The 20,832-nt window shown below is 60.0% G+C and carries 19 protein-coding genes; 10 read left to right on the top strand and 9 right to left on the bottom strand.

From position 1 onward, the window contains the following. The first annotated feature begins 622 nt into the window (after nucleotides 1–622). Complete coding sequence (gene cysC, locus FNZ07_RS18055) at nucleotides 623–1,165, top strand: adenylyl-sulfate kinase (protein WP_409373399.1); 543 nt, start codon at nucleotides 623–625, stop codon at nucleotides 1,163–1,165. A gap of 120 nt (nucleotides 1,166–1,285) precedes the next feature. On the opposite strand, the gene groL is transcribed toward cysC, so the two are convergent. Together groL and groES are read right to left on the bottom strand one after the other, a co-directional pair. After that, a complete protein-coding gene (gene groL, locus FNZ07_RS18050) occupies nucleotides 1,286–2,929 on the bottom strand; it encodes a chaperonin GroEL (RefSeq protein WP_091010636.1) in 1,644 nt (547 codons plus the stop codon). 42 nt (nucleotides 2,930–2,971) lie between these two features. After that, the gene (gene groES / locus FNZ07_RS18045) at nucleotides 2,972–3,262 is read right to left on the bottom strand and encodes a co-chaperone GroES (protein ID WP_007178996.1); all 291 of its coding nucleotides are present in this window, start codon (nucleotides 3,260–3,262) and stop codon (nucleotides 2,972–2,974) included. Nucleotides 3,263–3,967: 705 nt separating this feature from the next. Between groES and FNZ07_RS18040 the strand changes: the two genes are divergently transcribed. Further along, nucleotides 3,968–4,243: a hypothetical protein gene (locus FNZ07_RS18040; RefSeq protein WP_091010634.1), complete on the top strand. Its 276-nt coding sequence runs from the start codon at nucleotides 3,968–3,970 to the stop codon at nucleotides 4,241–4,243. Nucleotides 4,244–4,363: 120 nt separating this feature from the next. Here FNZ07_RS18040 and FNZ07_RS18035 read toward each other — a convergent pair whose 3' ends face one another. Both FNZ07_RS18035 and gspD read right to left on the bottom strand, forming a co-directional pair. Next, nucleotides 4,364–4,594: a hypothetical protein gene (locus FNZ07_RS18035; RefSeq protein ID WP_143098043.1), complete on the bottom strand. Its 231-nt coding sequence runs from the start codon at nucleotides 4,592–4,594 to the stop codon at nucleotides 4,364–4,366. Nucleotides 4,595–4,647: 53 nt separating this feature from the next. Continuing rightward, on the bottom strand, nucleotides 4,648–6,930 hold the full coding sequence (gene gspD, locus FNZ07_RS18030; protein ID WP_091010629.1) for a type II secretion system secretin GspD: 2,283 nt from the start codon (nucleotides 6,928–6,930) through the stop codon (nucleotides 4,648–4,650). 346 nt (nucleotides 6,931–7,276) lie between these two features. On the opposite strand from gspD, the gene FNZ07_RS18025 reads away from it, so the two are divergent. Beyond that, nucleotides 7,277–8,110, top strand: coding sequence for a hypothetical protein (locus FNZ07_RS18025; RefSeq protein WP_143098042.1), 834 nt, complete (start codon nucleotides 7,277–7,279; stop codon nucleotides 8,108–8,110). Between the two features lie 98 nt (nucleotides 8,111–8,208). Here FNZ07_RS18025 and FNZ07_RS18020 read toward each other — a convergent pair whose 3' ends face one another. Beyond that, nucleotides 8,209–9,120 (bottom strand): LysR family transcriptional regulator, encoded by a 912-nt coding sequence (locus tag FNZ07_RS18020; RefSeq protein ID WP_091010625.1) that lies wholly within the window; start codon nucleotides 9,118–9,120, stop codon nucleotides 8,209–8,211. 94 nt (nucleotides 9,121–9,214) lie between these two features. Between FNZ07_RS18020 and FNZ07_RS18015 the strand changes: the two genes are divergently transcribed. Both FNZ07_RS18015 and FNZ07_RS18010 read left to right on the top strand, forming a co-directional pair. After that, the gene (locus FNZ07_RS18015; RefSeq protein WP_091010623.1) at nucleotides 9,215–9,661 is read left to right on the top strand and encodes an ester cyclase; all 447 of its coding nucleotides are present in this window, start codon (nucleotides 9,215–9,217) and stop codon (nucleotides 9,659–9,661) included. 24 nt (nucleotides 9,662–9,685) lie between these two features. Continuing rightward, nucleotides 9,686–10,606: an NADP-dependent oxidoreductase gene (locus FNZ07_RS18010; RefSeq protein WP_091010621.1), complete on the top strand. Its 921-nt coding sequence runs from the start codon at nucleotides 9,686–9,688 to the stop codon at nucleotides 10,604–10,606. Nucleotides 10,607–10,714: 108 nt separating this feature from the next. On the opposite strand, the gene FNZ07_RS18005 is transcribed toward FNZ07_RS18010, so the two are convergent. Then, nucleotides 10,715–11,263 (bottom strand): carboxymuconolactone decarboxylase family protein, encoded by a 549-nt coding sequence (locus FNZ07_RS18005; RefSeq protein ID WP_091010618.1) that lies wholly within the window; start codon nucleotides 11,261–11,263, stop codon nucleotides 10,715–10,717. A gap of 250 nt (nucleotides 11,264–11,513) precedes the next feature. On the opposite strand from FNZ07_RS18005, the gene FNZ07_RS18000 reads away from it, so the two are divergent. Continuing rightward, nucleotides 11,514–12,218 (top strand): DJ-1/PfpI family protein, encoded by a 705-nt coding sequence (locus tag FNZ07_RS18000; protein ID WP_091010616.1) that lies wholly within the window; start codon nucleotides 11,514–11,516, stop codon nucleotides 12,216–12,218. 2 nt (nucleotides 12,219–12,220) lie between these two features. On the opposite strand, the gene FNZ07_RS17995 is transcribed toward FNZ07_RS18000, so the two are convergent. After that, complete coding sequence (locus tag FNZ07_RS17995) at nucleotides 12,221–13,441, bottom strand: MFS transporter (protein ID WP_091010613.1); 1,221 nt, start codon at nucleotides 13,439–13,441, stop codon at nucleotides 12,221–12,223. 373 nt (nucleotides 13,442–13,814) lie between these two features. Between FNZ07_RS17995 and FNZ07_RS17990 the strand changes: the two genes are divergently transcribed. The 4 genes from FNZ07_RS17990 to FNZ07_RS17975 all read left to right on the top strand — a co-directional run bounded on the left by FNZ07_RS17990 (nucleotide 13,815) and on the right by FNZ07_RS17975 (nucleotide 18,650). Next, nucleotides 13,815–14,144: a hypothetical protein gene (locus tag FNZ07_RS17990; RefSeq protein ID WP_091010610.1), complete on the top strand. Its 330-nt coding sequence runs from the start codon at nucleotides 13,815–13,817 to the stop codon at nucleotides 14,142–14,144. A 305-nt stretch (nucleotides 14,145–14,449) separates the two neighbouring features. Next, complete coding sequence (locus FNZ07_RS17985) at nucleotides 14,450–16,102, top strand: MFS transporter (RefSeq protein WP_091010608.1); 1,653 nt, start codon at nucleotides 14,450–14,452, stop codon at nucleotides 16,100–16,102. Continuing rightward, nucleotides 16,099–17,235: an HlyD family secretion protein gene (locus tag FNZ07_RS17980; protein ID WP_091010606.1), complete on the top strand. Its 1,137-nt coding sequence runs from the start codon at nucleotides 16,099–16,101 to the stop codon at nucleotides 17,233–17,235. The genes FNZ07_RS17985 and FNZ07_RS17980 overlap by 4 nt, the downstream gene beginning before the upstream one ends. Nucleotides 17,236–17,333: 98 nt before the next feature. Continuing rightward, a complete protein-coding gene (locus tag FNZ07_RS17975) occupies nucleotides 17,334–18,650 on the top strand; it encodes an efflux transporter outer membrane subunit (protein ID WP_245811425.1) in 1,317 nt (438 codons plus the stop codon). A gap of 71 nt (nucleotides 18,651–18,721) precedes the next feature. Here FNZ07_RS17975 and FNZ07_RS17970 read toward each other — a convergent pair whose 3' ends face one another. Together FNZ07_RS17970 and FNZ07_RS17965 are read right to left on the bottom strand one after the other, a co-directional pair. Next, nucleotides 18,722–19,768, bottom strand: a complete 1,047-nt coding sequence (locus tag FNZ07_RS17970; RefSeq protein WP_245811424.1) for an HAF repeat-containing protein — start codon at nucleotides 19,766–19,768, stop codon at nucleotides 18,722–18,724. 240 nt (nucleotides 19,769–20,008) lie between these two features. Continuing rightward, the gene (locus tag FNZ07_RS17965; protein WP_091010598.1) at nucleotides 20,009–20,785 is read right to left on the bottom strand and encodes a hypothetical protein; all 777 of its coding nucleotides are present in this window, start codon (nucleotides 20,783–20,785) and stop codon (nucleotides 20,009–20,011) included. Nucleotides 20,786–20,832: the final 47 nt, after the last annotated feature.

The raw sequence follows: 20,832 nt of genomic DNA, 5'->3' as shown, positions 1-20,832 counted from the left end.
TTTGCCGCCAACGCGAGCACGCGTGAGTGAGTGAGCCGGGCACATTCGTGTCGCGGCTCTTTCTTCATGGGTCTATTCAGACCGCAATTCATTACGCTCTATTGCAGACACGGGTCCGTTTCCGGGCGTCCCTACGCTGGGGTATTTCTTTATTCGTCGCGTCGCATGACCCGTGATCCGCTTACATCCACATAACTGACGGGCATCGACGGAGCATCGTCCCCTCGGATCATTGACAAGCGCCTGGCCAAAACGCCAACACCTTGCCGACGTTTGTCCATTACGTCTGTAATTTGCCGTTACAGCGCCGTCTATTTCAATGCGATATATAACTAAAGGGCGCGCGCGATTCTTCGCTTATTACGTGTCATACACGTGATTCGGGAAATATGTCCGCGCCCTCGCGACAAACAGGAGAAATGACCGGCTACAGGTTTTGTAGAAGAACCGGCAAGAGAGATAACCCAAATTGAAAACCCCTCACTTACACCCGTCGGCCGTCGAACCCCATTGTGAAAGCGGTGACACAGCACCCGAAGATGGAACGACTATTGTTGCCGCTCGCACCCAGCCCTTCCTGCAGCGCTTCAGTGGGATCATTACCAGCAACGAGAGAACCCAGGTGCTTGGACAGAAATCGATGACCGTGTGGCTCACGGGTTTGTCGGGAGCAGGCAAGTCCACGCTCGCATTCGAACTGGAACGCCAGCTCATGTCGGAGGGTCGCGCATGCTATGTGCTCGACGGCGACAGCGTCCGGCACGGCCTCACCAGCGATCTTGGTTTTAGCGCGGAAGACCGGCACGAGAATATTCGTCGGGTTGCGCATGTCGCACAGCTCATGAACGATGCCGGGCTGATTGTGATCGTCGCGCTGATATCGCCGATGCGGGAAGATCGCGCGATGGCTCGCGAGATTATCGGGCACGACAAATTTATCGAGGTGTACGTTGCCGCGTCGGTAAACGACTGCGAGCGCCGCGACCCGAAAGGTCTTTATGCGAAGGCACGCTCCGGCGCAATTCCATCGTTCACCGGCGTATCCGCGCCCTATGAGCCGCCAGTCGATCCTGACCTGACTGTGGACACGACAGCGTTGTCGAAGGCCAGCGGTGTTGCGCGCATCTTCGATTATCTGCAGGACCGGTATCTCTCGGCGCCCTGATCCACGCGTAACGAAGCAAGCATCGATGCAATAAAAAAACCCGCAATCGCTTGCGGGTTTTTCGTTTGGGGGACACGCCTCGCGGCGCGTCTCCCACATGCAATCCGGCAGAAGCCGAAATTACATGTCCATGCCCATACCGCCCATGCCACCCATGCCGCCACCACCAGGCATCGGTGCATCTTCCTTCGGCAGTTCGCAGACAGCTGCGTCGGTCGTCAGCAGCAGGCCAGCTACCGAAGCGGCGTTTTGCAGCGCCGTGCGCGTTACCTTCGTCGGATCGACCACGCCTGCATCGACCAGATCGACGTACTCGCCGGTTGCAGCGTTGTAGCCGTAGTTGCCCTTGCCTGCTGCAACTGCTGCCACCACGACGCTGGCTTCTTCGCCGCCGTTCGTGACGATCTGACGCAGCGGCTCTTCCATCGCGCGCAGCACGATCTTGATACCTGCGTCTTGATCGGCGTTGTCGCCCTTGATGCCGGCGATTGCCGAACGCGCGCGGATCAGTGCCACACCGCCGCCAGCCACGATGCCTTCTTCAACAGCTGCGCGGGTTGCGTGCAGTGCGTCTTCGACACGTGCCTTCTTTTCCTTCATTTCCATCTCGGTCGCAGCGCCGACCTTGATCACTGCCACGCCGCCGGCCAGCTTGGCCACGCGCTCTTGCAGCTTTTCACGGTCGTAGTCCGACGTCGCTTCTTCGATCTGCGTACGCACTTGCTTCACGCGCGCTTCGATGTTCGCGCCTTCGCCAGCGCCGTCGATGATCGTCGTGTTTTCCTTGCCCACTTCGATACGCTTCGCTTGACCCAGTTCGGCCAGCGTTGCCTTTTCGAGCGTCAGGCCGGTTTCTTCAGCGATGACTTGACCGCCGGTCAGGATCGCGATGTCTTCCAGCATGGCCTTACGACGATCGCCGAAGCCCGGAGCCTTGACAGCAACGGTCTTCAGAATGCCGCGGATGTTGTTCACAACCAGCGTAGCCAGCGCTTCGCCTTCGACATCTTCAGCGATGATCAGCAGCGGACGGCCAGCCTTGGCGACTTGCTCGAGGACCGGGAGGAGGTCGCGAATGTTCGAAACCTTCTTGTCGTGCAGCAGCACGAACGGGTTTTCGAGCACAGCAACTTGCTTGTCCGGGTTGTTGATGAAGTACGGCGACAGGTAGCCGCGGTCGAATTGCATCCCTTCGACAACGTCCAGCTCGTCTTGCAGCGACTTGCCGTCTTCGACGGTGATGACGCCTTCCTTGCCGACCTTGTCCATGGCTTCAGCAATGCGATCGCCGATCGACGTGTCGCTGTTTGCCGAGATCGCGCCGACCTGGGCGATTTCCTTGTTGGTCGTGCAGGGCTTGCTGATCTTGCGCAGTTCTTCGATCGCTGCGTTCACAGCCTTGTCGATGCCGCGCTTCAGGTCCATCGGGTTCATGCCCGATGCAACGTACTTCATGCCTTCGCGAACGATGGATTGTGCGAGGACCGTTGCGGTCGTCGTACCGTCGCCGGCGTTGTCGCTGGTCTTGGAAGCCACTTCCTTGACCATTTGCGCGCCCATGTTCTGGAGCTTGTCCTTCAGCTCGATTTCCTTCGCGACCGACACACCGTCCTTCGTGATCGTCGGGCCGCCGAAGCTGCGCTCGAGCACGACATTGCGGCCCTTGGGACCGAGCGTGACCTTCACAGCGTTGGCGAGGATGTTCACGCCTTCAACCATCTTGGCACGGGCGGAATCACCGAATACGACGTCTTTAGCTGCCATCTTCTAACTCCTTGAATTCTTGAAAATAACCGGGCGCGAAACTTACTTCTGCACCACAGCCATGATGTCTTCTTCGCGCATCACGAGCAGTTCGTTGCCATCGACCTTGACGGTCTGGCCAGCGTACTTGCCGAACAGGACGCGGTCACCGACCTTCACGTCGAGCGCGATCTGTGCGCCCTTATCGTCACGCTTGCCCGGGCCGACGGCCAGGATTTCGCCTTGATCCGGCTTTTCTGCTGCAGCTTCGGGGATCACGATGCCCGAGGCGGTTTTCGTTTCCTGATCCAGACGCTTGACGATCACGCGATCGTGCAAAGGACGAAGGTTCATACACACTCCTCTCTTGATTGAGACTGAAGAACGCTGAGAAAACCCGGCTGGCGGGCCAACCGGCGATGTTGTTAGCACTCTCGTGCGGTGAGTGCCAATTATATGGACGAGGGATGACAAATTCAAGAAGTGGGTGAAGTTGGGGTGGCGAGAATCGCGTTACTTTGGATTTCGCTCGCTTGAAATTGCACCCTGCACCGTAGCGAAACAGCAGGAATTCAATTAAATATCCTTTATAAACAGCAGGATAATCTCATCCTATCCCTACCCGACGTCACTCACTGGAGCCGACACCGGCCCCTCGCGCGCGCTGCCCCTATCTGAAGAACGCCCTATGACCAGGGAAATCCCCTAGTCAGCGAAAAAACGGCAAATCTGACCGGGCCCTTCGGCGGATAGCAGCTTCGATGGTGCGGTGCCGTCATGTTTCTGGGGCTATCGATAGCGGCCTGACGGCACATTAGCGGGCGGGGGCTTGAATCATGGTCACGCCATCGGCAGGTTCACTATTTCGCAGTGCAGATCGATCTGACCTTATCTGGTTCGCGCGCCTATCTGGAACGCATACCATTCCGCGTCAACGCTCAGAGACCCGGTTTCGTTAGAAAGGAGCACGGTAAGCAGCCTCACGGCTCTCCGGCATACCCCCGGGAATGGCAGTACATCGCCGCCCGCCTAGCATGTGCCCCCAAAGGAGAAAATCATATGAAGCGCTTCGTTCTGAGTACCGCGGTTCTCGCAGCGACCTTGTGCAGTTTCTCGACGTTTGCCCAAACCGCACCGAAGAGTACCGGCGACAGACACCCCAACCTGCGTGTCGCGCAGGGTCTGGTCGCAGAGGCGAGCACGCGAATCAACGATGCACAGAAGGCCAATGAATGGGACCTCGGCGGACACGCCGGAAAGGCACGTGCGCTGCTTGTCGAGGCTAGCGACGAACTCAAGAAAGCAACAGAAGCCGCGAACGCCCATCCGAACTGAGCCCTGCACAAGCGGACTTTCACAGCACGGGAGCAAGGAGGCGACGCTGGCCGCGCTGCGTCCTTGCTCCAAGGTTTCACGTGAGCTCCGTCGCTCGCCCAATTCGATGATCGCGCGTCGCTACGTGCTCCCCGCTTTATGAAGCGCATCGCCAATCTGCCGCAGCGCTTCGATAAGCGAGTCGACTTCGGTGGTTTGCGCAATCTGCTGGGTCGCCACGCCATAGCCGTACCCCGTCTCCAGATGTTTCACCAGCTCTGAAACGGGCAAGACTCCATTGCAGTCGAGCGCCTTCGCGAGAGCGAGGTAACCCCACATTACTGCCAGCACTTCACCTGATCGATCGTCCACGGGGCGTTTCCTTTATCTTGCTTGCGGGCATGACTACACGGTTAGCAGACCAGTCAAGGATGATCTCCCGGCGATTCGATCTTCGAACCGACGCCGCTCGCCGAAGCAGGTGCAGGAGCCGCCGCCTTGGGCGCCATCTGCTGACGACGCATCTGATCCAGATTGAACAGATTCATTGCGGGCGAGCCGCCCTCGGCAGGACCGAGCGGCATCGGCGGAACGACCGGATCGTCCTTGTCCTTGATCAGGTTGTTGTCCGACTTGTACGCGCCCTGCACACCCTGGATGTAGTCGTAACGGTTCTGCGTCACCGCCCGCGCAGTCGCGCTGTCGTTGATGATCACAGGACGCAGGAACACCAGCAGATTGGTCTTCGAGCGGGTCTTCGATTCCGAGCGGAACAGCTGGCCGACCCACGGAATATCGCCCAGCAACGGAACCTTGCTGTTGCTGACCGCGTAGCTGTCCTGCATCAGGCCACCGAGCACGATGATCTCGCCATCGTCGGCAAGCACCGTCGACTGGATCGAACGCTTGTTGAACGTCGGACCGTTCGGATTGGACGTCGGATCGGTCGTGCCGCTCACAACCGACGAGTCTTCAGTAGCAAGCTGCAACTTGAGGATCCCGCCGTCGGTGATCTGCGGTTTGATATCGAGCGTCAGGCCGACGTCCACGCGATCGACCGTGTTGAACGCCGAGGCTGTGCTACCGCTGGTGAGATTCGAATACGACCCGGTGGTGATCGGCACATTCTGGCCAACCACAATCTTGGCTTCTTCGTTGTCGAGCGTGACGAGGTTAGGGGTGGACAGCACATTGACGTCGCTGGACTGCGACAGTGCCTGCAACAACGCCCCGAGCCCCTGGACGCCGAGAAAGTTGTGCACCCAACCGATGTTGAGCCCCTGCGACAGGCTCCCCAACGACGACGCAAGACCACCGGTGGTCGCCGTCGCCGCGGCCGACGTCAGATTGATGATGCTGTTGGTGCCGCTCGCCGCGAGATTGGTGCCCGCAACGAGAGAGTTGTTCCCGATCTGCCACTGGATCCCGAGGTCGGCATTGTTGTTCGCCGCCAGTTCGACGATCAGCGCTTCGATGTACACCTGTGGACGCCGCGCGTCGAGCTGGTCGATCACTGCCCGCAGGTTGCGGTACACCGCGTCCGGCGCCGTGATGATCAGCGAGTTGGTGGCCGCATCGGCCTGGATCATGCCACCCTGCTGGTTGTCGTCACCCTTGTCCTTGTCGCCGCCAAGCAGCCCCGCGGCTGCCGTGCCGCCGCCGGTGGTCGAACTCGATGAGCCACTCGATGAAGACGACGAGCTACTCAGCCCCGAAGGCAGCGGCGGCGTGCCCGACGTCCCTGTCGAGAAACTGCCGCCGCCCGACGACGAGTTGCCGCTCTGGTTGAACGAGTTCGCATCGTTGGAACTGGCCGACGAACCGCTGTCGCCGCCTTTGCCCAGCATGCCGTGCAAGGTCTTCGCGAGTTTCACTGCATCCGCGTTGCGCAACGGTACGACGTGAATGTTGCCGGGCTGCGCGGTCGGCGCATCGAGCTTCTTCGCGAGCAGCTCCGCTGCATTGAGCCGCGCTGCATTCGATGCGCGCAATAGCAGCGAGTTAGTGCGGACGTCGGCCGTGACTGAAACCTTCAATGTCGTATCCGTACTACCGATCGCACCCGGATCGAGCATCTTCGACAGCGACTGTGCGGTGTCGAGTGCGTTCGCGTTATGCAGCGGTACAACATCCACCTGCTGACCCGCTGCCGAATCTATGCCCGCGATGATCTGCGCGATACGTCGCACGTTATCCGCATAGTCGGTGACGACGAGCGTGTTGTTCGCAGGGTAGGCGGCCACTGTGTTGTTCGGCGAGATCAGTGGGCGCAGTACCGGCAACAGATTGTTGGCCGATTCGTTCTTCAGCTGGAACACCTGCGTGATCACCTGGTCGCCGCGTGCCGAAGGTGCATTACCGACATAAGTCGGTACCCCCTGCAGCTTCGCATCGGCTTCCGGCAACACCTTCAATACGCCGTGATCCTGAACCAGAGAGAACCCTTGCATCCGCAACGCGGATTGCAATGTCTTGAGTGCCTGCTCTTCAGGCACCGGGTTCTCCGAAACGAGATTGAGTTGACCCTTCACGCGTGGATCGACAATGATCGTTTTACCAGTCGCCGCACCAATTGCTTTCGCCACCTGGTCAATGTCGGCGTTGACGAAATTGAGTGTCACCTGTGCGTGTCCGCTTTGCGCGGTAATCAGACCAGCTACGAACAACATCGAGGACAGGCCGCACAATATCTTACGATTTCTTCTCATGGGTGTAATGTCGATGCCTGCAAAAGTGCTTCAAAGTGTCATATATCGCTCGCTCCCCGACGATCTGAAATTCTTAACATTAATTACGTATTTGTTAGTTGTACTGCAATCTCCGTGTATACAAATTTTGCATGCGCTCCATCCCAAGTCAATCGATTAAGTTGAATGGGTAAGATCTTGGAATAAGTGATCGTTCTATGAGCGGGCGAGGAGATCCCACGCCTCACATTCGAGCGTAGGTTGATCGTCAGTTATGAAACGATTCGGCGCTGGTGCGATAGGCTCGACGCCGTTCGCGAGCGCCGCACACGTGAGGGTGATGGGGCATAGTCAACTAGAATGCGCCATGGCCTTATTCCTCAGCCTGCTGGCAGGCATCCTGTTTGTCACGATCGCGCTCGCTCTGCCTGGTCTGAGGCAATGGCGCGCGGCGAGACTGCTGCGTGCCCAGCAGCGGGCCTATAACAGGCAATTTCTGGCGACCCTTCCGCCCGAACGCATGGCGCGACACAAAGCGCACCTGGAGGCGCAGAAAAAAGCGGATCGCGCAGGCAACCGAGCGCTGCAGCTCACCTATTTACTCCAAGGCGCTGCTTGCCTCAGTTACTTCTACGTCTTCTTCTGGCTCGACGATCTCGCGGCACGTCTCATCACCTCTCGTGCCCAGGAGCTTCGCATCATGCGCATTTTGTTGCTGGAGTGCGCCCTCATGTTGCTGGCCGGAATCCTCTGGCTCCAGCTCAAAAATCGCAAACCACGCTCTTTCGTGGATCGCCTGAAACGTATCGGCATCGACTGCTTTGGGATGCTGCCGGTGATCTTCTTCACCGGGATTCCGCTCTATTCCGCGACGTGCGTCGTCCTTTTCCATGTGGCCACAAAACCTGAGACCATTGCCGGCACCGTGACTCGCGCCGGGCTGCGTCACGTCGGCAAAGTCACCAACGCTTACTACGCCGACATCGCCCCGCTAGACGGAAGCGACGAAGTCACCGCCAGATCCTACCGGTCGATCCACTCGTGGCTCACGGGCTATACGGTCCTTGTCAACCGCGAGTGCGCCATTCAGGACCTTCCCGTAGGGCTCCCGGTCGTTCTCCACGGCCGTCGTTCCGAGTTCGGGTTCGCTCTCGACGAAATCACCTCCACCGCGCCTTGCAGTCACGGTGGAGGATCATGACAGGGAGCAGGTACAGGCTCGCTTGACAATGCGGTGCGGTGAAGCGTATCAGCATCAATTGGCAACGACATTCAAATATGCCGTCGATACCGTAATGGCTACAGCGAGGCAGCCTGCTGCGCTATGTACTCTCTCATCCAGATCTGCGCGGGATGATGGTCGCTGCGACGATGCCAGATGAGGTCGAACACTATCTCCGGCAATGCAACCGGCGGAGGAAACAACACCAGGTTTCGGCTGGCCGGCGAACTCAGCGCGACCCGCTTCATCACGGTAGCGGCCATGCTCGTGCGCGCTACGACCCCAGGCACCGCAAACATGTGCGGCAACGTAAGTGCGAGACGACGCTTCTTGCCTTGCTGCGCCAGAACCTGATCAACAAGGCCATGCCGGTCTCCTTCCGGAGACGCAAGCACATGCGATAGCGCCAGGTAGGCTTTCATGCTCATCGCTCGGCGCGCCGACGAATGGCGCCTGGCGATGATCGTCACGAATTCGTCACGCAGGATGGGGCGTGTCTTGATTCGCCCGTCTGAACGCGTTGGCGGCACGCCGATAGCGGCATCGATGGTCCCCGCATCCAGCAGATCAACCGCATGATCCCGGTCGCTAAATGCATGTACGGTGATCGTGATACCGGGCGCCTCTTGCTCAAGCGACTGCAGTAAAGAAGGTAACAAGACAAACGCCGGGTACTCCGACATGCCAAGGCTGAAAGTCAACGATGCACTTTCGGGCAAGAACTCGGGCTTGCTCACGAGTGTGGCCTCGATCTCGCGCAGGGCGTGCGCGATCGGCCCGGCCAGATCACGCGCACGTGGCGTCGGCCGCAGCCCGTCCGCACCGCGGAGAAAAAGCGGATCGCCCAGCAGTTTGCGCAGCCTCGACAGGGCTGCGCTCATCGCCGGCTGGCTGACGCCGACCTGGACCGCCGCGCGGGTCACGTTCAGCTCGCCCATCAAGGCATCGAATGCGACGAGCAGGTTCAGATCGATTCCGTGAAAATCCATAAAACGAATAGAGATATATATAGGTTATTTGTTGGACGGATTTTAACGCAGTTCGCACAATGGGCTCTCCTCTCACGCAATCGATGACAACACCATGAACGCATCAGGTACCGACCTCTCTACACGGCTCCGCGTGGAACGCGCTGCGGTGGAAACCCTTTATCGCGCATTCAGCGAGAAGAATCCCGATCTCGTCGACGAAGTGCTCGCTTCCGACTGGGACGACATTCCGCTCGCGCCCGGTCAGCAGCCGGGACCCGAGGGCATCAAAGTCATTATTCGCAGTTTCACGCAGGCGTTTCCCGATCTTCAGATCGCGATTCACGACATGATCCAGGAGCCCGGCAGGATTGGCGTTCGCGCCGAGATCAGCGGTACCCATCGCGGCGAAATATTCGGCATCGCATCGACGGGGAAGGAAGTGAAGTTCCGCCTTCATGAGTTTCATACACTCGACGGAAAGCACATCACCACCACGTGGCATATGGAAGACTGGTTCGCCCTGTTCCTTCAGCTTGGCCAATTCCCTTCGCAAGCCTGATCAAACTATTTTCTGGAACGAACTATGAAGACAGTCTTCATCAACGCGTTCGGTGGCCCGGACGTCGTCACGCCTGGCGAAGCCGCTCTACGCGACCCGCAACCCCACGAAGTTGTTGTCCGTGTCGAAGCCGCGAGCGTTAACCCGCTCGACCTGAAGATCATCGCTGGCCACATGCAGCAGGTATTTCCCGTCCAGTTTCCGTATGCGCCTGGTACGGATTTCAGCGGCGTGGTCCAGGCTGTCGGCGATCAGGTGACCGGTTTCACACCGAGTGATCGTGTGGTCGGCCGCACTGCGCCAGGCGCAGGTGGCGCATTTGCGAAGGCACTCGTAGCCTCTGCCGCCGGGTTGTGCCTCATCCCGCTGGAGATGAGCTTCGAGCAGGCAGCGGCTCTCCCTACCGCTTTCGGCACGGCCAGCCAGAGTCTTTTCGACATCGGTCAGTTGCAACCGGGGCAACGGGTACTGATTCATGCCGCGGCCGGTGGAGTAGGTAGCGTGGCGGTCCAACTCGCCCATCACGCGGGTGCCTACGTCGTTGCGACAGCCTCAGGCCGCAACGTGGAGCTGGTCAAGAGTCTCGGTGCGAACGAGGTCATCGACTATCGCACGCAGGATTTCACGGCGATACGCGACATCGACCTGGTACTTGACACCATCGGTGGCGAAACGCTGGAAAGGTCGTGGTCGGTACTCGCTGCGGGCGGACGCATCGCGACTCTGGTGGAGTTCGGGATTCAAGCCAGAAACGGTCATGCAGGCGAGTCCGTGTTCTTTGCGGAAGCCGCTTCGTATCTGCGGGACGCCGTGCGCCTGTTCCAGGCGGACCAGCTACAGATCATCGTCGACTCGGTCTTTCCGTTTGACGAAGCGCGTTCCGCGCTAGAGAAGGTGGCCACCGGACACGCGCGTGGCAAGGTACTGATCGGAGTGGGCCACTAGCGGGCGTCGTGCAAAAACGGCGCCACCGTCGGTTCCGGGCGACGCGGATACGAGGTAGCGGCCGGCCAGTCTGGTGTAAAGCGTGGAGGCCGGCCGTTCTTTTACCCCTTAGTCCTGCCACGCGTGAGACTGGAACAGTTCTTCCAGCGGCGGCTGCGTGACGCTCGCCGTGTAATTCGTCATGGTCGATGCGGCGACCACGAGAATCACATCGAGTACACGCGATGCTTCGAAGCCTGCTGCGGTAAACGCAGCAACGTCCTCATCACTGACACGGCCGCGCTTTTCAATCAGCGTTCGTGCAAGGCGTGACAGGGCGGCGAGTTTGTCGTCCTGCGGCAGTCGACGCTCACGGATAGCCTGCACGTCGACCTCGCTCAAACCTTCCTTGAGTGCGAGAAACGAGTGGAAAGCGACCGGCCACGTTGCGGCATTTGTCACCGCATTGGTCAGCAGCAGCGTCTGAACTTCCGATTCAGTGAAGATGCCGCTGTGTGCCTGCTGGAACACCGCGACCAGCCCGTTGATCAACCTCGGTGACCCAGCAATCGCGCCGGCGATGTTAGGCACCATGCCGAATGCCTGAGCGAGACCATTCAGCGCGGGCTTCGATTGTTCGGGCGCGGAGTCGAGCGTGTAGATGGGAAATTGAGTCATGACGTTTCCTTGAAAGTTGGGTGTGTCGATGAGAATCATCAAACGACACGCACACTTTAGTGAGCCACGTCAGGCTCAACAATTACGCGCGAGGTAATAGCCGCCCTTACTGCGCATGCTGCAATTACCGGGGGAGGCATCATGATTACATCGCAGGTAATAGACATGCGATAGCGTCTTCTCCAACATAGCTTCTCAAGGAACACACGCCCCGAAACATTGATTCGACCAGGACGCAGAGGTAACCACCATGCCTATTCCATTAGACATCCCCCTGAAAATCGGCGCCCTCATCTTCCCGAACATGGATCAGTGCGACTTCACCGGTCCGTTCGAGGCACTCGCACGCGTGCCGAACTCGACGTTCTTCACGATCTGGAAAGAGATAGAACCGGTGCGCGATCTTGCCGGCATGAAGCTGCTGCCCGATACGACAATCGACGAAGCACCACAGCTCGATGTGCTGCTCGTGCCCGGTGGTCACGGCCAGGAAGCACTGATGCACGACGAAGCCGTGCTGTCGTTCATCCGCCGGCAGGCCGCCGGCGCACGCTACGTGTATTCGGTCTGTACCGGCGCGTTGCTATGCGGTGCAGCGGGGCTGCTGCAAGGAAAGCGTGCTACGACGCACTGGACCGCCATGAACGTACTGCCGCTGTACGGTGCGATTCCGAGTGAAGAGCGTGTGGTGATCGACAGTCAGTTCATCAGCGCCGGTGGCGTGACCTCCGGCATCGACGGCTCGTTGATCGTCGTGTCGCTGCTGCGTGGCGAGACGGTCGCTCAGGAGCTTCAGCTGTATATGGCTTACGATCCGAAGCCGCCGTTTCAGGCGGGGTCGCCCGCAACAGCGCCGGCAGCGATTCTCGAGACCGTCACGGAGCGGGCGCGGGGCATTACCGAGCAGCGCCTCGCAACGGGTCGAGCGTATCGGGCCCGTATGGAAAATGCCTGAGATCAACTTGCCGCAGCACTCCCCGCGCTCGTTCGCGTCATATCGATGCCGCGCCGTTCAGGGCTAAACAGAATCAGCACTGCGATAACTACAGCAACGATTCCAGTGACGAGTGCGAGCGCCAAACCATAGTTGCCACCGTGATTCACCGCGATTTGCGCCTGCAGCGCGGCGTTGCCGCTCGCCAGCAGATTACCGAGCTGGTAGACGAAACCGGGGAACGTCGCGCGTACTTCCTCGGGAGAAATTTCGTTCAGGTGAACCGGTATCACGCTCCATGCGCCCTGCTCGAAGATCTGCATCAGGACCGCGCCGATAGCGAGCGCGACTGCGCCACTCGAGAACGCCCACAGCGGCAATACCGGCAGCGCCATCAGCGCCGCGATGAAAATCGCCCGGCGGCGACCGATCTTTTCCGATCCCCAACCGAAAGCGAGACCACCGGCGATCGCACCGAGGTTCAGCGCGATCGAGATCCAGGTCACCATATGCGGAGCGAAATGATGCTGCTCACGCAGAAACGTGGGGTACATGTCCTGCGTGCCGTGCGAGAAGAAATTGAACGCGGTCATCAACACGACCGCATAGATCGACAGCTTCCAGTTGTGCTTGAGTGTCGACATGAGGCTCGGGCGCGGCCGCTTCGCCATCTGCTTCCAGCCTGGCGACTCCGGCACGTTCGAGCGCACATAGAGGACCAGCAAGGCAGGCAGTACGCCAATCATGAACATGCCGCGCCAGCCGATGTGCTGATACAAAACACCAAACACAACGGATGCAAGCAGATAACCGCTCGGATAGCCGGCCTGCAAGATACCCGACACGAGGCCGCGCGAACGGGTCGGCACGGTTTCCATCGTCAGTGCGGAGCCCACGCCCCATTCGCCGCCCATCGCAACTCCGAACAGCGCGCGAAGCACGAGCAGCGCGGTCAGGCTCGGTGCGAAGCCGGAGGCAAATTCCAGCAACGAGAAGCACGCGACATTGATCATCAACGTGGGACGTCGGCCGAAGCGGTCCGCGAGGTAACCGAAGATCAGGGCACCGATCGGCCGCATCGCGAGCGTCAGCGTCACCGCCAACGCGACCGCCGGGATGCCGGTATTGAATTCCGTCGCGATGTCCTTGAGGACGAACACCATCAGGAAGAAATCGAAGGCATCGAGCGTCCAGCCGAGGTAGGCTGCGATCGTCACATTGCGCTGTTCGCGGGTCCAGCTCATGTCAGTCGTCTCCAGGGGTATTTTCTTCGAACGGTTTGCAGCGGATTGTTGTGCGCTCACGCACGACATTGCGGCTGCGTGCTGTCATACCGCGCCGGTCGAAGCCAACCGGCATTCAGATCATATGCATGTGTTTCTTGAGGCGGGACCGGGATGACGGTCAGTCCTGCAGCGGACGACGAGCGCGCTGTTGACGTAAAGCGCGTGCTCCCGCGTATTGAATCGGGCAGCGCAGTTTCCAGAATTGGGGGACGTCAGTCCAACAAGAAAACAAATAGGCTGTGATCAGTTTTTTCTATCGCTTACGTACCACTCCCGATCACATTCTTTATGCTGGTAATCTCTGTTTGCCAACACTCAAATGGAGAACAATATGACGTCATCGAATACAAGAAAGCTGGCAGTTCTGCTCACCTCGGGCGCATTGATGCTGGGTCTCGCCGGGCTCGCGCAAGCCCAGGCCAGCGACAGTGCCGCCACCGACAGCACGTCCGCCTCGGCCCCTGCTACAAAAGCGCAGCAAAGAGCACAGAAAAAAGCAGCGCGAAAGGCGGCCCGCAAGCAGGCCCGTGCGAAAAATTCCGCCGAACTGAAAAAGCTGGAGAGCAACGGATACAACCCGGCCCAGAACGATCCGAACTATCCGCAGAACCTGCAAAACGCTGAGAAAAAGGCAAACGCAGCTCAAGCAGCGAGTCAATAACGCATCCCGGCAGCAACCGACCCGATGAACTGGGAGTGGCGCCATCGCGCCACTCCCAGGGAAATCCCTTAATACATACTCAGAAAACATAGACCGGGCACCATACCGGATCGCACAACCGCGTCCGTCGAGCAAGTAGCGGCAGACCTATAGCTGACGTTTATATTCCGCATTATTCTGGCGAGGCCGCAGAACGAAAGTCGCAAGCGAACGACCAGGCGACCGACCGCAGCACGCGTTGCCCCAGGCAGTGACACCCGATCAACCGAAACGCGGCGCAGAGCCCCACACATCGACAGGACCGGATGGACAACGCTCCCCGCTTCGAAGAAGAAAGCGACTACACATTAAAGCCGCATGAGCGGCCGTTGGTACTGGGCGGCCCTGCCAGCCCCGATCATCCGGCGGGAAGACGCTATGCCTACTTCGCAATCGGCTGCCTGATCTGCATCACCCAAGGCCTCGGCAACGGGCTGGTGTCGGTGAACCTGAATTACGCGCAGGGCACGCTCGGCCTCTACAGCGATGAAGCGACCTGGCTCACCGCCGCCTATTTCATGGTCTATGCGACCTCCAACCTGATCCTCGTGAAATTTCGCCAGCAGTTCGGTCTGCGGCGCTTCGTCATCTCCCTGCTCGTCACCTACGTCGTGTTCGCGATGCTGCATGTGTTCACGCGGGGATTCGCCTCGGCGGTGGTGGTGCGGGCCGTCAGCGCGATTTCCGCAGCGGGCCTTTCGTCGACGGGCATTTACTACATGATGCAGTCGTTCCCAGGGCCCAAGAAGATGCTCGGGATGCTGATCGGCATCAGCGTGCCCCAACTGGCGACACCGCTCGCGCGCGTCCTGTCGCCCGGGCTGCTGGAAACAGGCAACTGGCATCGGCTCAACTGGTTCGAACTGGGCATGGCGCTGGCGACGCTGGCAGCCGTGATGGCCCTGCCCTTGCCGCCCAGCGAGCGCCGCAAGGTCTTCGAGCCGGCCGACTTTCTGACTCTCGCCGTGCTGGGGACAGGACTCGCACTATTCGTGGCGATATTCTCCGAAGGCCGGATCGAATGGTGGACGGAGCGCGTCTGGTTGGGCTGGGCGCTCGTCGGCAGCATCGCCCTGATCACCGCGGGCCTGATCATCGAACACTTTCGCGCCAATCCACTGATCAATACGCGCTGGCTGGGTACCCGCGAAGTCGCCCGCATCATGCTGATCGCGGCGGCGATCCGCATTCTGCTCTCGGAGCAAACCTTTGGCTCGGTCGGTCTGCTCACGCTGTTCGGCATGCTCAACGACCAGATGATCACGCTCAATACGATCATCCTCGTGGCATCGATCGCCGGCATCGTCTTTAGCGCGCTGACGCTCGATCCAAAGAATCCCGGCAAACCGATCGCGGTTGCAGCCGTGCTGATTGCGATTGGCGCCTTCATGGATGCGGGCGCAACCAACCTGTCGCGGCCGGAGAATTTCTATCTCAGCCAGGGGTTGATCGGCTTCGCCTCGCTGCTGTTCCTCGGGCGCGCAATGGTGATCGGCGCCGCGCGCATGGTCGTGGGCGGCAGCCAGAATTATCTGGTGAGCTTCATCGTCGTGTTCAACATCAGCCAGAGCGTAGGGGGCGTTGTCGGCAGTACCTTGCTGGGCACGTTTCAGACGATTCGCGAACGGTTTCATTCGAACGAACTCGTTCAGTCAATCGTCATGAGCAATCCGGTGGTCGCCGCGCAGATGCACGCGGGTGCGGGGCAACTGTCGCAACGCGTGGCGCGCGAAGCCAATATTCTGGCCTACAACGACGTTTTCTTGCTGGTAGGTGTGCTGGCCAGCATGACTGTTCTTTGGGGTGTGGTAATCCAGTGGTCGATGTGGCGACGTCGCGAGGTCTCGCCGCTCATCCTTCTCCAGCAGCAAGTGATGAAAGCACAACAGGCGCAAGCTAACAGGAAGAGCCCGGAATGAACGAGCCTAAGAAAGAACTGCCGGCAAGCAACGCTCAGACGCAACCTGCTGCCCCTCCCGCTGCGGCGGCCGAGCCCAGCGGCTGGCATCCGCCGAAGAAAAGCCTGCTGACGATCATCATCATCGTAGTGCTCGCGCTGTGTGCGATCGGCGTGGTCCTGCGCGCGTGGCGTCTGCCGCCCTTTGCCGGGCCTGTCGAGGATACCGACAACGCCTATGTGCGTGGGTTCGTGACGACCATCAGTTCGCAGGTGAGCGGCTATGTCACGAGCGTGCCGGTCGACGATTTCCTCGAAGTGAAGGCCGGCCAGATTCTCGTCACCGTCGACGACCGCATCTATGCGGCGAGAGTCGCGCAAGCCCAGGCCAATCTTGAGGCGCAGCAGGCGGCATTCGATAATTCCGCGCAATCGCAACGCTCTCGCGAACTGGCGACACGCAGCCAGGACGCGAACATTGCCGCCGCGCGTGCACAGCAGGTCCGCGCCGAAGCCGACATGCGCCGCGCAGATGCACTCGTCAAGGATGGATCGCTTTCGAAACGCGAGTACGACCAGACGCGCGCCACATTGCTCGCGGCGCAGGCCGCGCTGCAACAGGCCGTCGCGGGCCGTTCGATCGGTACCGAAGACGTGCGCACCGTGCTGGTCGCGCGTCCGGGATTGAAGGCAGCGATCGATTCCGCCAAGGCGGCCCTGCGCAGCGCACAGGTCGATCTCGAGAACACCGTGATTCGCGCGCCCGTCGATGGACAACTTTCCGAAGTCGGAGTGCGCAACGGCGATTACGTCACGGCGGGCACGCAGATGATGTCGCTGGTCCCGCACTTTGTATGGATCGTGGCCAATTACAAGGAAGCGCAGACACATCGCATGCGCCCCGGCCAGCCCGTGACGTTCCGCGTCGATGCGCTCGGCGACGCGAAGCTGCATGGTCATGTCGAAAGAATCTCGCCGGCAACGGGATCGGAGTTCGCGGCGATCAAACCCGACAACGCGACCGGCAATTTCGTCAAGGTCGCGCAGCGCATTGCCATCCGCATCAGCGTCGATCCGGGACAGGAACTGGCGAAGCGGCTACGACCCGGCATGTCGGTCGAAACCGCGGTCGACACGCGCGATGGTGACAAATGAAGCGCCGCGTTCTTCGTTGCGTTTCTAGCTGCGTCCCTGGCCTCGGCGTTGCATTGCTGCTATCCGCTTGTGCGGGACCGCCGGTCAAAGTCTCCGCCGTGCCCGCCGTCGTCGAACCGGCGACATGGCAAGGCGATGCCGCGCAGACGATGTCGCTGGACAAAGACTGGTGGCGACAATTCGGCGATCCGGTATTGACCGCTCTCGTCGAGAAAGCGCTCGCCAACAATAGCGACATCGGCAAGGCAGTCGGCCGCGTGCGCGAAGCGCGCGCAGACGCAAGAATCGCGCGTGCCGCGTTGCTGCCGACACTCAACGCCGGCTTCGACAACGCCGGGCGCTCGCAGATCGTCAGTCCGTTTGGTACGCCGCTCCTGCTCAACACCGCGCAGTGGGAGCTCGACGCTGCGTGGGAGGTGGATCTGTTCGGCCGGCTGGCGGATCAACGCGCCGCCGCGCGTGACGCGTACCTCGCCAGCGCGGCAGCACGCGATGCCACGCGACTGTCGGTCGCGAGTTCGACGGCGAGCAGCTATATCACGCTGCTAAGCCTCGACGCACAGTTGAAAATTGCCGAGGCCACGCTAACCGCGCGCGCGAATTCGCTGCGCCTCGCCAAAACGGAATTCGCGAACGGCTATTCGTCGCGGCTGGAATTGCAGCAGGCGCAGTCGGAATACGATTCGACTGCGCAGCTGATCCCGCAGACCAAGCTCGCGATCACGCGCGCCGAAAATTCGTTGAGCGTGCTCATCGACGATCTCCCCGGCGATATCCCACGCGGCGGCGTGCTCGACAAGCTGACCGAGCCTGTCATTCCGCAGACCTTGCCATCCGGATTATTAAGGCGGCGCCCCGACGTCGCAGCAGCCGAATATCAGCTCGCCGCCGCGGACAAATTTCTCGCCGCGGCGCGCAAGAACTTCCTGCCGCAGTTCAATCTGGCGGCCTCGTTTGGTCGCTCCTTTGGTACCGAGCAGATTTACCCATTCAACATCTGGTCGATAGGCGGGAGCATTCTTGCGCCGCTGTTCGAAGGCGGCAAGCTGACTGCGCTCGCCGACAAGGCCGGTGCGCAGCGCGATCAGGCCGCCTTCGCCTATCGCGGCACGGCGTTGACTGCGATCAGCGAGGCCGAGAAAGCGCTGGCAGCAGTTCAGCGTCTGGATGAGCAACTGGTGCTGGCCATCGCCCAACGCGACTCCCTGTCTGAGCAGTTGCGGATCGCCACCAATCGCTATCGAGAGGGCTATGCGGGCTATCTGGATCAGCTCGACGCGCAACGCAATCTGCTCTCTGCGGAACTCGGTGTGGTGCAGCTTCGTGCCGATACGCTTGCGGCGCGCGTGACGCTGTATCAAGCGATGGGTGGTGGGTGGAGCGTCGAGATGATCGGTAAGGCGGATGCGGACTAGTTGACGCCTGCCACTGCGTTCTGATCTCGACGTTTCGGCCCGCTGCGCTGCGAGCTGTTAGAGATCGACAGTTATCGGCGCTCCGTCGACCAGAGAACAGCATGCGACGGCGAGTAAGCCGTTGCAGACGAACCCGAGATCTCGCCAAGATCGTTGATCCCGCTAGCGTTACTTCCGTCGCCACCAGGCAGCGTGCCCAGATCGGTCATCACGCCTCTCTCGTACAGAAACGCGTGCGAGTTTCCACTGGCGATGGACGACGATCCGACTATCTGACCGCGCTCGTTGATCGAGTGAGCCGTACTGCTGTTGCCGCCGGGTAGCGTGCCGAGGTCGATCATCACGCCCTTCTCGTACAGAAACGCGTGGTCGTTGCCGCCAGCAGTAGACGACGAACCAACCACCTGACCTCGATTGTTGATCGCGTAAGCGGCACTGCTGTTACCGCCGGGCAATGCGCCCAGGTTGGTCATCACGCCCTTGTCGAATAGAAACGCGTGCTGGTTGTTGTCGCTTGTCGTCGACCAGCCGACTATCTGGCCGCGATCGTTGATCGAGTTAGCCGAGCTGTAGAAGCCACCGGGAAGCGTGCCCAGATTGGTCACCACACCTTTCTCGAACAGAACGGCGTGCGACGCCCGGGTTGAATCGAACGAATAGCCGACGGCCGCGCCGCGATTGTTGATGCCGTAAGCGGTACTGTTGTCGCCTCCGGGCAGCAGGCCAAGGTCGGTCACGGCACCTTTGTCGAACAGCGCCGCGTGCGGGTACTCCGTTGCGATGAACGCGTAGCCGACCGCCTGACCACGCTCGTTGATCCCGTAGGCGCCGGCGCTGGTACCGCCATCGAACAGGCCGAGGTCGATCACCTTGCCGTGTTCGTACAACGTGGCGTGCTGCTCCCCGTTTGCGAGAATCGAGTAACCGACCGTCTGGCCGCGCTCGTTGATGGGGCCAGCGGTGCTGAGGTCGCTACCGGGCAGTGTGCCGAGATCCTTGATCGTGTAATTCTGATGGGCTGCGGCTGGCTGGAATGCAGCGATTGTGAGCAGAATGAAAGCAGTTAGCGTGCGGTGAACGTAATGCACATGGATCATTGGCTTGCATGCGGTTTGCACGGCGATCTCCTTTCCTGGGTGTGCCATGAACGGCGATACGACGCCGGTTCATGGGCTGCACAAAGCGGTATGGCTTGTGACGCGATGTCGGGTGGGGTCGACGGGGAATTGCGTCTTCTTGTGCGGGAAACTGGATATGCATGCAGCGAGAGGTCATCGACCAGTCTAGTCGATGGGATGGTTTCTTCAACCGATTAAATCGCGAGGCAAATTACTTAGCGCGCGCGATTATTGCAGCGACTACTCCACAGGCAACGCGACCGGGACACGCATCCTGTACAAGGAAAAGACCTGTATTGCGAGCGCACAAAGAATCGCGCTGCCATATGCGGCAAGCAGATTCAACCGTGTCAACGTCAGACTTAGTACATAGAAGAACACGGCGAAGCCCAGCAGTGCTGTCACGACGCCGCGCATCAACGGCCGCACGGCTGCGTGACCGATCATGCGATGACCGAATACCGCGAGGATGATGACCATGAACGGAAACGACGCGAGCACACCGCTCGTTTTAGGCCCGACATAAGGTGCGATCAACGTCACCCCGACCACCAGCGCAGCGATCAGCACCATGCGGGAAGGCAAATCCCACCACGGCGGATCGAGCCTGACGGTTCTAACGATGTGGTTGGGAATGAGGTTGAGCGCGAGCGTAACGGTCAGAATGGCGATCAGAAACAAGACCGTTTGCGGCAGCGCGCTCCATTGCAGAAGACCGGCCACGACGCAAAACGTCGCGCATGCGCCCGCGAGCGCCGCGAGCCATCCGCGCGGCGCCAGCCTGTAGTACGCAAAACAAAAGACCGCTTGCGCTGCCGTTGCGACCAGCGATCCCGCTGTAGCTTGCGCTGCAAAGGCAGGTCCATGCTCGAGAGCGAGGAACACCGAAATCGGCCCCGATGTGAGTGGCAATCCCACCAGCAATCCACCGATCGCTTCGCCCCAGCGACGCACCGCAATGGAAGCGGCCAGTAACAACAGCGGCGTAACAGCGAGCTTGAGAACAAGAAGATTCATGAATGACGGCACAACTCAGAGGATGTCGGCGTAGGGCAACGTACGCG

The organism is Paraburkholderia megapolitana, assembly GCF_007556815.1.
Taxonomy (GTDB): domain Bacteria; phylum Pseudomonadota; class Gammaproteobacteria; order Burkholderiales; family Burkholderiaceae; genus Paraburkholderia; species Paraburkholderia megapolitana.
Note: the sequence above shows the minus strand (reverse complement) of the source record. Positions and strands in the feature narration are given on the sequence as shown.

What these genes read in the sequence shown, in the direction of transcription:
- groL (WP_091010636.1), bottom strand. Translation starts at nt 2,929, where the DNA reads ATGGCAGCTAAAGACGTCGTATTCGGTGATTCCGCCCGTGCCAAGATG.
- groES (WP_007178996.1), bottom strand. Translation starts at nt 3,262, where the DNA reads ATGAACCTTCGTCCTTTGCACGATCGCGTGATCGTCAAGCGTCTGGAT.
- FNZ07_RS18040 (WP_091010634.1), top strand. Translation starts at nt 3,968, where the DNA reads ATGAAGCGCTTCGTTCTGAGTACCGCGGTTCTCGCAGCGACCTTGTGC.
- gspD (WP_091010629.1), bottom strand. Translation starts at nt 6,930, where the DNA reads ATGAGAAGAAATCGTAAGATATTGTGCGGCCTGTCCTCGATGTTGTTC.
- FNZ07_RS18025 (WP_143098042.1), top strand. Translation starts at nt 7,277, where the DNA reads ATGGCCTTATTCCTCAGCCTGCTGGCAGGCATCCTGTTTGTCACGATC.
- FNZ07_RS18020 (WP_091010625.1), bottom strand. Translation starts at nt 9,120, where the DNA reads ATGGATTTTCACGGAATCGATCTGAACCTGCTCGTCGCATTCGATGCC.
- FNZ07_RS18015 (WP_091010623.1), top strand. Translation starts at nt 9,215, where the DNA reads ATGAACGCATCAGGTACCGACCTCTCTACACGGCTCCGCGTGGAACGC.
- FNZ07_RS18010 (WP_091010621.1), top strand. Translation starts at nt 9,686, where the DNA reads ATGAAGACAGTCTTCATCAACGCGTTCGGTGGCCCGGACGTCGTCACG.
- FNZ07_RS18005 (WP_091010618.1), bottom strand. Translation starts at nt 11,263, where the DNA reads ATGACTCAATTTCCCATCTACACGCTCGACTCCGCGCCCGAACAATCG.
- FNZ07_RS18000 (WP_091010616.1), top strand. Translation starts at nt 11,514, where the DNA reads ATGCCTATTCCATTAGACATCCCCCTGAAAATCGGCGCCCTCATCTTC.
- FNZ07_RS17995 (WP_091010613.1), bottom strand. Translation starts at nt 13,441, where the DNA reads ATGAGCTGGACCCGCGAACAGCGCAATGTGACGATCGCAGCCTACCTC.
- FNZ07_RS17990 (WP_091010610.1), top strand. Translation starts at nt 13,815, where the DNA reads ATGACGTCATCGAATACAAGAAAGCTGGCAGTTCTGCTCACCTCGGGC.
- FNZ07_RS17985 (WP_091010608.1), top strand. Translation starts at nt 14,450, where the DNA reads ATGGACAACGCTCCCCGCTTCGAAGAAGAAAGCGACTACACATTAAAG.
- FNZ07_RS17980 (WP_091010606.1), top strand. Translation starts at nt 16,099, where the DNA reads ATGAACGAGCCTAAGAAAGAACTGCCGGCAAGCAACGCTCAGACGCAA.
- FNZ07_RS17965 (WP_091010598.1), bottom strand. Translation starts at nt 20,785, where the DNA reads ATGAATCTTCTTGTTCTCAAGCTCGCTGTTACGCCGCTGTTGTTACTG.